Source organism: Marinibaculum pumilum, assembly GCF_042646425.1.
Classification (GTDB): Bacteria; Pseudomonadota; Alphaproteobacteria; order Ferrovibrionales; family Ferrovibrionaceae; genus Marinibaculum; species Marinibaculum pumilum.
In genome coordinates, this window is record NZ_JBHRTR010000048.1 from 80772 (window position 1) to 88997 (window position 8226).

Annotated in this window: 11 protein-coding genes; 4 read left to right on the top strand and 7 right to left on the bottom strand. The window is 69.8% G+C overall.

Translation table 11 applies throughout. The features are described from left to right. Positions 1 to 1577 (top strand): GNAT family N-acetyltransferase (locus ACFOGJ_RS25375; protein ID WP_379905927.1); only part of this gene is annotated, 1577 nt, incomplete at its 5' end. On the opposite strand, the gene ACFOGJ_RS25380 is transcribed toward ACFOGJ_RS25375, so the two are convergent. The 3 genes from ACFOGJ_RS25380 to ACFOGJ_RS25390 all read right to left on the bottom strand — a co-directional run bounded on the left by ACFOGJ_RS25380 (position 1547) and on the right by ACFOGJ_RS25390 (position 3110). After that, entirely contained in the window at positions 1547 to 2197 is a 651-nt protein-coding gene (locus ACFOGJ_RS25380) for a DedA family protein (RefSeq protein WP_379905929.1), read from the bottom strand. The genes ACFOGJ_RS25375 and ACFOGJ_RS25380 overlap by 31 nt on opposite strands. Before the next feature lie 3 nt (positions 2198 to 2200). Then, positions 2201 to 2533 (bottom strand): YrhK family protein, encoded by a 333-nt coding sequence (locus ACFOGJ_RS25385; protein WP_379905931.1) that lies wholly within the window; start codon positions 2531 to 2533, stop codon positions 2201 to 2203. A gap of 82 nt (positions 2534 to 2615) precedes the next feature. Continuing rightward, positions 2616 to 3110 (bottom strand): RidA family protein, encoded by a 495-nt coding sequence (locus tag ACFOGJ_RS25390; RefSeq protein ID WP_379905933.1) that lies wholly within the window; start codon positions 3108 to 3110, stop codon positions 2616 to 2618. A gap of 142 nt (positions 3111 to 3252) precedes the next feature. Here ACFOGJ_RS25390 and ACFOGJ_RS25395 point away from each other — a divergent pair, with 142 nt between their 5' ends. Beyond that, positions 3253 to 3741 carry a group III truncated hemoglobin gene (locus ACFOGJ_RS25395; protein ID WP_379905935.1) on the top strand — a complete coding sequence of 163 codons (489 nt, stop codon included), beginning with the start codon at positions 3253 to 3255 and terminating at the stop codon, positions 3739 to 3741. A gap of 82 nt (positions 3742 to 3823) precedes the next feature. Further along, on the top strand, positions 3824 to 4408 hold the full coding sequence (locus ACFOGJ_RS25400) for an exopolysaccharide biosynthesis protein (protein WP_379905937.1): 585 nt from the start codon (positions 3824 to 3826) through the stop codon (positions 4406 to 4408). A gap of 8 nt (positions 4409 to 4416) precedes the next feature. Here ACFOGJ_RS25400 and pip read toward each other — a convergent pair whose 3' ends face one another. From pip to ACFOGJ_RS25420, 4 genes are all read right to left on the bottom strand, one after another. Further along, a complete protein-coding gene (gene pip, locus ACFOGJ_RS25405) occupies positions 4417 to 5394 on the bottom strand; it encodes a prolyl aminopeptidase (RefSeq protein ID WP_379905939.1) in 978 nt (325 codons plus the stop codon). Further along, complete coding sequence (locus ACFOGJ_RS25410; RefSeq protein ID WP_379905940.1) at positions 5391 to 6683, bottom strand: cation:proton antiporter; 1293 nt, start codon at positions 6681 to 6683, stop codon at positions 5391 to 5393. The genes pip and ACFOGJ_RS25410 overlap by 4 nt, the downstream gene beginning before the upstream one ends. Before the next feature lie 64 nt (positions 6684 to 6747). Continuing rightward, the gene (locus tag ACFOGJ_RS25415) at positions 6748 to 7089 is read right to left on the bottom strand and encodes a hypothetical protein (protein WP_379905942.1); all 342 of its coding nucleotides are present in this window, start codon (positions 7087 to 7089) and stop codon (positions 6748 to 6750) included. Between the two features lie 21 nt (positions 7090 to 7110). Next, positions 7111 to 7335 (bottom strand): hypothetical protein, encoded by a 225-nt coding sequence (locus tag ACFOGJ_RS25420; RefSeq protein ID WP_379905944.1) that lies wholly within the window; start codon positions 7333 to 7335, stop codon positions 7111 to 7113. A 197-nt stretch (positions 7336 to 7532) separates the two neighbouring features. Between ACFOGJ_RS25420 and ACFOGJ_RS25425 the strand changes: the two genes are divergently transcribed. Next, positions 7533 to 8189, top strand: coding sequence for a cytochrome c3 family protein (locus ACFOGJ_RS25425; protein ID WP_379905946.1), 657 nt, complete (start codon positions 7533 to 7535; stop codon positions 8187 to 8189). Positions 8190 to 8226: the final 37 nt, after the last annotated feature.

Here is an 8226-nt window from a genome sequence, read left to right on the forward strand (position 1 = left end):
CGCGCAGCGGCCGCACCGGCGTGGAACTGGCGCCGGCGGCCACGCGACGCAACCTGGAGATCCGCACCGCGCAGGACGCCGACATCCCGGCGATCGTCGACCTGGCGCGGCGGGTCTATCCCGGCCAGCTGCCCTATTCCACAGGCCAGATCCGTGGCCAGATCAATGCCTTTCCGGAGGGGCAGTTCGTCGTCACCTATGACGGCCGGATCGTCGGCTATGCCGCCACCTTCATCATTGCCGAGAAACTCGCCCTTTCCGACCACAGCTGGGAGGCGATCACCGGCGGCGGCTTCGCCGCCCGCCACGATGCGGATGGCGACTGGCTGTACGGCATGGAGGTCTGCGTCGACAGCTCCCGCCGCCGCCTGCGCATCGGCCAGCGGCTTTACGATGCGCGCAAGCGGCTGTGCCAGGACCTGGGGCTGAAGGGCATCGCCTTCGGCGGGCGGATCCCCGGCTATGCCCGACGGAAGCGCCGCTATCCGGATCCGGCCGCCTATCTCGATGCCGTGATCGCCAAGGAGGTGCGCGACCCCGTCGTCTCATTCCAGGTGCGTGCCGGGTTCGAGCCGGTGCGGGTGCTGGAGGCCTACCTGCCGGAAGACCGGGAATCCGACGGCCATGCGGCGCTGATGGTCTGGCGCAATCCCTACTACCAGCCCGACGCCGCGCGCCAGCCGCCCAGCCGCCGCGACCCGAAGGTGGCACGGATCACGACGGTACAGTTCCAGGCGCGCCCCGTGGCGAGCGTCGACGAGTTCTTCCGCAATGTGGAGTATTTCGTCGACGTCGCCTCCGACTACGAGTCCGACTTCGTGGTCTTTCCGGAGATGTTCACCCTGCAGCTGTTGGCCTGCGAGCAGGAGCGGCTGCGGCCGGAAGCGGCGATCGAGCGCCTGACCGACCATACCAACGTGCTGATCGAGCGGCTGAACAGGATGGCGATCGGCTACAACATCAACATCATCGGCGGCTCCCACCCCACCCGGACCGAGGATGGCGAGATCCAGAACGTCGCCTATGTCTTCCTGCGCGACGGCTCCGTCCATGCGCAGGAGAAGCTGCATCCCACCCCGGACGAGCGCTACTGGTGGAACATCCAGGGCGGCGACGAGATCAACGCGATCCAGACCGACTGCGGCCCGATCGGCGTGCTGATCTGCTACGACAGCGAATTCCCTGAGCTGGCCCGCCGCCTGGTGGACCAGGGCGCGCGGATCCTGTTCGTGCCGTTCTGCACCGACACCAGGCAGGGCTATCTGCGGGTGCGCTACTGCTGTCAGGCGCGGGCGGTGGAGAACCAGTGCTACGTTGTCACGTCCGGCAATATCGGTAACCTGCCGAACGTCGAGAACATGGACATCCAGTACGCCCAGAGCGCGATCTTCACGCCCTGCGACTTCCCCTTCGCCCGCGACGGCATCGCGGCGGAGGCCAGCGAGAATGTCGAGATGGTGGCGGTCGCCGACCTGAACCTGGCGAGCCTGTCCTGGGCGCGCGGCCATGGCACGGTGCGCAACCTGGGCGACCGCCGCTTCGACCTTTACCGCACGGTCTGGCGCGAACGCGGCTGACCCCCGTTGCCGCCGTCCCGCCCCTGGCCGCGGCCGAAGGTGGCGACCCGGTAAAGGTACCAGGCGATCATCAGGCCGATCACCACGTCGGAAACCGGGTTCAGCCATGTCTCTATGGCCTGGTACTCGCTGCCCATGAAATAGCCGAGCAGCGCAAGGAAGGCGGTCCAGGCCGCGGAGCCGGCGGTGGTGGCCAGCAGGAACGGCAGCAGCCGCATGCCGCTGAGTCCGGCGGGGACCGAGATCAGGGTGCGGATCGCCGGCAGGAGGCGGCCGAACAGCACCGCCCAGATGCCGAACCTGTCGAACCATCTGTCCGCCCGCACGACCTCCTTCGGGGACAGGGTGAGCCAGCGGCCGTGGCGGTCGGCAAACCGCTGCAGCCGTTCCAGCCCGAGCCAGCGGCCGACATAGTACCAGAACAGCGCGCCCGCGACCGTCCCCAGGGTGCCGGCCAGGATCACCGGCACGATCTGCAGGTCGCCGCGGCTCGCCGCATAGCCCGCGAACGGCATGATCAGTTCGGACGGGATGGGCGGAAACACGTTCTCCAGCAGCATCAGGACGGCGATCCCGCCATAGCCGGACTGCTCCAGGAAGCCGGTCACCCAGTCGAACATTGCCTAATCGGCCCGCTGTCGTGTGGCTCGCGTCGCGGCCGCGCCGGCGGCGCTGTTGAAGCGGGCCACGTCGTAGTTTCCGGACACCTCTGGCATCGCATCTTCCGGCTGGGGCTGCCCCTCGAAATAGCGCCAGCACCGCTTCAGCCCGGCGCCCAGCGCGCCTATCAGCATGAAGCTCGAGCCGAAGATGAACAGCCAGACGGCAACCGGCTTCAGATCCTTGAACGCCTCCAGGAACAAGACCGAACCGCCGACGAACATGAAGTTGCCGAGAATGCCGAGGACGGTGTGGATCGCCTCGTACTTGTGCACCAGCCGGTGAAGGAACTCCATCGCTGTGCTCCCCATTCGTGATGTCTTCGATCCCTGTGGCAACACGTGGCAGCGAAAAGGTTCCGACGGCGATGGACCGGGCTCAGCGCGCCGGGTCGGCCAGCACCAGCTCCGCCTCGATCTCCACCGCCAGGTTGAACGGCAGGCCGGCCATGCCCACCGCTGAGCGGGCATGACGGCCCGCATCCTGTCCGAACAGGTCGAGGATCATTTCGGAAAAGCCGTTGATCACGGCCGGCTGCTGCGCGAAGCCGGGGGCGGAATTCACCATGCCGAAGACCCGTACCCAGCCGGCGATGCGGTCCAGGTCGCCGAGCTCCCTGTGCAGGCTGCCGAGCATGGCGAGCGCCGTCTTCCGCGCCAGCACCTTCGCCGTGTCCGGATCGACCTCGGCACCGACCTGGCCGAACGGGCCGGACAGGCTGCCATCCGGCTCCTGCGGGCCATGGCCGGAGACCAGGATCCGCTCGCCGCGGACATGCACCCAGGGAAATGGCAGCACCACGCCGGGTGGCATCTTCAGCGGCTCCGGCAGGGTCAGGCCGGCATCCGCCAGCCGCTTCAGCACCTTGGACATGCTCTCCTCCTTCGTCCTGCGGGGAGGGGCCAGCCTAGTGACGGTCGCCGCCCGACGCGACGCCCTGCCGCAGCTGCGGGCATGGACCGGGGGCCGGCGCCGCCCCACCTGACGGTCGACGAGAGACGTTGCGGAGGGTGTCATGTCCGAACTGAAGGTGCGCGGCGACCCGGAGGGCGGGCCGGAGCGGCGCGCGCAGCTCTCGGCGCGGGTGGCGGCGGAGACCGGCATCGACGAGGCGATGATCGACCGCCTGGTGCGGCACTTTTACGGCAAGGTCCGCGGCGATCCCCTGCTGGGGCCGGTCTTCGCCGCCCGTATCGCCGACTGGGAGCCGCATCTGCGCCGCATGGTCGATTTCTGGTCGTCGGTGGCGCTCTATACCGGGCGCTATCACGGCCAGCCGATGCCGGTGCATCAGGCGCTGCCGGTCGACGCGGTGCATTTCGACCGCTGGCTGCACCTGTTCGAGGCCGCCGCCGGCGAGGTCTGCCCGCCCGCCGCGGCGGCCCATTTCCTGGAACGCGCCCGGCGCATCGCGGCCAGCCTGGAGCTGGGCAGGGCGATGGCGGACGGCGTCATGCTGCGCCCCGGCGAACGCTACCGGCTGCCGGAACCCGGCGGCGCCTGATCCCGCGGCCCGGCCCGGCGGAACCAATCGGTCGCCTGCGTCTTCCTTCGGGCGTGGAGAGCGAAAGCCGGAGGGGCCGGGCATGGGCGACAGCACGACGATGAGCCTGACGGAGGTGATGGACCGGCTGCGGTCGGCCACCGACGGCAGCCGCATGACCGTCGGCGACATCTTCCAGGCGTTCGGCAGCCGTGCCTATGGCCCGCTGATCTTCGTCCTTGGCGTGATCGCCCTGTCGCCGATCGGCTCGATCCCGGGCGCCTCCCTGGTGACCGGCACCCTGATCATGCTGCTGGCCGCCCAGATGCAGCTGCGCGCGGGCAGCCCCTGGATTCCCGGCGTGCTGCGACGGATCGGTACCGGCAGCGACCGGGCGCGACGGTCCATCGACTGGGCGGACCGCCATCTGGCGAAGGTCGACAGGGTCGTCGGCCCGCGCTGGCAATGGGCGGAGACCGGCTGGACGATCCGCCTCGCCGGCCTGGCGATCCTGGCCCTGGCGGCGACCTTCTATCCGCTGGCCTTCGTGCCCTGGGGCGTGGTTCCGCCGGCCCTGGCGGTGACCCTTCTGTCGCTGGGCCTGTTCACCCGCGACGGCCTGATCCTGCTGATCGGGTTGGGCACGGCCCTGGCAGCGGGATTTGCCTGCTTCTGGCTGCTGGGCTGAGCGGCCGCTCAGCCCTTTCCGGCGAAGCGGTCGGTGGCCCGCACCAGGCAGTCGATCGTGCCCGGTTCGCGGGAGGCATGGCCGGCGTCCGCCACGATGTGCAATTCGCTGCCCGGCCAGGCCGCATGCAGGTCGACCGCGTTGCGGACCGGGCAGACCATGTCGTAGCGGCCATGCACGATGACACCGGGGATCGATGCGATCCGCCCGGCCTGCAGCAGCAGCTCGCCGTCGCGCGGGAAGAAGCCGCCATTGGCGAAGTAGTGCAGCTCGATGCCGGCGAAGGCCTCGGCGAACTCTGCGCCGCTGAACCGCTCGACCCGCTTCGGGTCGGTGTAGAGCGACGAGGTCTCCGCTTCCCAGCGGGACCAGGCCTCCAGCGCCCTGCGGCGCAGGCCTTCGTCCTTGCCCGTGACCATGCGGTGATAGGCGCCGACGATGTCGCCGCGCTCCCCCTCCGGCACCAGGCCGTGCAGGCGGTCGGCCGCCTCGGGAAAGACGCCCTGCGTGCCATGGCCGTAGTACCAGTCCAGTTCCCAGCGGCGCAGCAGGAAGATGCCGCGCAGCACCATCGCGGTGACCCGCTCGGGATGCGCCTGGGCATAGGCCAGCGACAGGGTGCTGCCCCAGGAGCCGCCGAACAGCATCCAGCGCTCGATCCCCAGATGGCTGCGCAGCGCCTCCATGTCGGCGATCAGGTGCTGCGTGGTGTTCTCCTCCAGGCAGGCATGCGGCCGGCTGCGACCCGCGCCGCGCTGGTCGAACAGCACCACCCGCCAGGCATCGGGGTCGAAGAACCGCCGGTCCTCCGCATCGAAACCGCCGCCCGGCCCGCCATGCACGAACAGGGCTGCCGGCCGTTCCGGATTGCCGCACTGCTCGTAATGAATCTCGTGCAGGTCGGAGACCCGCAGCCAGCCCTGGTCATAGGGCGCGATCTCCGGATAGAGACCGCGCCGCTGCCCGTCGCCGCCAGCGTCGCTCATGCCGCTTCTCCCCCCTTGCTCTCGGCCTCGTCCGGTTCCTTCATGAAGCGCCGGACCACCGTGCCGATGGTCAGACCCTGCACCACCACGGAGAAGATCACCACCATGTAGGTGGCGCCCAGCACGATGTCGCGCTCGGGTCCCGCAGGCAGGGACAGGGCCAGCGCGATCGAGATGCCGCCGCGCAGGCCGCCCCAGACCAGGAACGGGAAGACGCCGCCGCGGAACGGCGCCATGCGTCCCAGGGCGACCACCGGCAGGCCCAGGGACAGGGCGCGGGCCGCCAGCACCAGGGGAATCGCGGCCAGGCCGCCGATCAGGTCGCGCGGATGGCCCAGGATCAGCAGCGCCTCCAGCCCGATCAGCAGGAACAGCACGGAGTTCAGCAGCTCGTCCACCAGCGACCAGAAGTCCGTCTGCCGCTGCGCCGTATGCTCGCTCATGGCATGCGTGACACCGTGATTGCCGACCAGCAGGCCGGCCACGGCCATGGCGACCGGCCCGCTGACATGCAGCGCGCTGGCCAGGGCATAGCCGCCCATCACCACGGCCAGGGTGATCAGGATCTCGATATTGTGCTCGTCGATGCCCCGCATCAGCCGGTTGCCGGCGATGCCCAGCACCAGGCCGAGCGCGACCCCGCCGCCGGCCTCCAGCACGAACAGCTCCGCGGCCTTGACGGCGGAGAAGCTCTCGCTGCCGGTGGCGACCGACAGCAGGATGGCGAAGACGACGACCCCGACCCCGTCGTTGAACAGGCTCTCGCCCGTCATCCGTGCTTCCAGGTACTTGTTGACCCCTGCGGCGCGGACCAGGCCCAGCACCGCCACCGGGTCGGTCGGGCTGATCAGGGCGCCGAACACCAGGCACCAGATCAGCGCCAGGTCCAGGCCCATCGCGCCCAGGATCAACCAGAAGCCGACGCCGACGATCAGGGTGGAGAGAATGACGCCGACGGTGGCGGAGACCAGGATCGTCCAGCGGCTGCGCTTCAGATGTTCCAGGTCGACGGTCATCGCGCCGGCGAACAGCAGGAAGGACAGCATGCCTTCCAGCAGGGTGTCGGAGAAGTCGACATTCTCCAGAAAGCCGGAGGCGGCGGTGCTGAGCCCGATGCCGACGAACCGGTCGGCGACGACGATCACGACGGAGGCGATCGCCCCCATCACCGTCAGGCCGATGGTGTGCGGCAGGCGCAGGAAGCGGTGGTTGAGGTAGCCGAGCGCGGCGGCCAGGACCACCAGGATCGCGGCGGTGTCGAAGACGTCGAGAGCGGTTTGTGGCTGCATGGTTCCGGACCGGCGCGCGATGGACGACGGGTGCGGCAACGGCCGGAGCCGGCGTCGCGACCGTTCAGCGGCTCATGTAGCCGGACCTTAGCACCTTGGCCAGATCGGGGCGTCCCAGCAGATAGTCGACCGGATCGGTCCCGGGTTCGGGTGCCGGCGTCTGCCCGCGGCCGGCGGCATCCCGATACAGGCCGACAAGCTCCTGCACCGCCGCGACCGGCAGGTCATGCAGAAAGCGGGGCAGGGCCTCCGCCCAGTCCTCCGCCGGCTGCGGCCGCAGGGGCGGATTGCTCGACCCGCCGCGCGGCGACGTCCGGGCGGCGGCGTCCCGGTGCGGGACCGCCTGCGCCCGTTCTGCCAGGCGGACCACCTCTTCGATCTTGTCGTGCGTGATGCGGTTGAACATCGCGGCTTCCGGTCGTCCTGGTCAGGCCAGCACGGCGAGCAGCAGCAGGAGCAGAACCAGACCGGCAAGGCCGCCGACAAAGAGCCGGCGGCGGGCCCGGCTGCGCAGCACGATATAGCCCTGCCGCGCCGATTCCGCCGGATAGCCTTCGGCCGCGGGCCGGCCGTTGCGGCCTGCAACCCTGTCTGTCGCGTTCTGCCTGCCGGTCGTTTCCTGCCTGTCTGTCGCGTCCTGGTGCATGGCCATGTCTGGCCGGCCTTTCCGTTTCCCTTCCGTGGCGCCGATCCGGCGCCGGGTTCCGGAACAGAACGGCCGGCGGCCGCCGCAGGTTCCTGCGGCGTGCGGCGGCGGCCTCCCGCAGCGGCCGAACGCAGCGGAACCTTTTGCAGCGGCAGCGCGTTCCCCAGCCTGTCGCCCGCATGCCGGCGACCGCGGGAATGCGCATGGCCAACATCTTTCCGCCGGGCGCAGACCATCTGCTGCGCACTGCCCTCATCCTGGGATCCGGCCTTCTTGCGGCCGGAATCGTGATCCTGGTTGCTTTCGCCCACTCGCCCTATGTCACCGGCCAGGGGCGGATCCTGGTTCAGCCGGTCCCCTTCTCCCACCGCCACCATGTCGGCGAGGCCGGCCTGGACTGCCGCTACTGCCATGGCGCGGTGGAGACCTCGGCGCAGGCCGGCATGCCCGACAGCGCCACCTGCATGACCTGCCACGCGCAGCTCTTCACGGACGCACCGATGCTGGCGCCGGTCCGCCGCAGCCTGGCCGATGGGCAGCCGCTGCGCTGGCGGCGGGTCTACCGGCTGCCCGACCATGTCTATTTCAGCCACGCGCCGCATGTCCGGAACGGCATCGGCTGCACCACCTGCCACGGTGCCGTGGGCGAGATGCCGCTGACCGCTCAGGCGGTGCCCATGACGATGGAATGGTGCCTGGACTGCCATCGCGACCCGGCGCCGCATCTGCGGCCGCCGGACGCGGTCTTCGCGCCGGTCGCCGCGGCCATGGACCTGTCCGGCGACCGGCTGGACGCGCTGATGCAGCGCTACGGCCTTCGCAGCGAGGGCCTCACCGACTGCACGGTCTGCCACCGATGAGCGGCAGCGGGCAGGGGGCGCTCTCCTCCGGCGGGGG

Coding starts and splice junctions, on each gene's coding strand:
- ACFOGJ_RS25415 (WP_379905942.1), bottom strand. CDS start 7,089: ATGTTCAACCGCATCACGCACGACAAGATCGAAGAGGTGGTCCGCCTG.
- ACFOGJ_RS25425 (WP_379905946.1), top strand. CDS start 7,533: ATGGCCAACATCTTTCCGCCGGGCGCAGACCATCTGCTGCGCACTGCC.
- ACFOGJ_RS25400 (WP_379905937.1), top strand. CDS start 3,824: ATGGGCGACAGCACGACGATGAGCCTGACGGAGGTGATGGACCGGCTG.
- ACFOGJ_RS25420 (WP_379905944.1), bottom strand. CDS start 7,335: ATGGCCATGCACCAGGACGCGACAGACAGGCAGGAAACGACCGGCAGG.
- ACFOGJ_RS25395 (WP_379905935.1), top strand. CDS start 3,253: ATGTCCGAACTGAAGGTGCGCGGCGACCCGGAGGGCGGGCCGGAGCGG.
- ACFOGJ_RS25390 (WP_379905933.1), bottom strand. CDS start 3,110: ATGTCCAAGGTGCTGAAGCGGCTGGCGGATGCCGGCCTGACCCTGCCG.
- ACFOGJ_RS25385 (WP_379905931.1), bottom strand. CDS start 2,533: ATGGAGTTCCTTCACCGGCTGGTGCACAAGTACGAGGCGATCCACACC.
- pip (WP_379905939.1), bottom strand. CDS start 5,394: ATGAGCGACGCTGGCGGCGACGGGCAGCGGCGCGGTCTCTATCCGGAG.
- ACFOGJ_RS25410 (WP_379905940.1), bottom strand. CDS start 6,683: ATGCAGCCACAAACCGCTCTCGACGTCTTCGACACCGCCGCGATCCTG.
- ACFOGJ_RS25380 (WP_379905929.1), bottom strand. CDS start 2,197: ATGTTCGACTGGGTGACCGGCTTCCTGGAGCAGTCCGGCTATGGCGGG.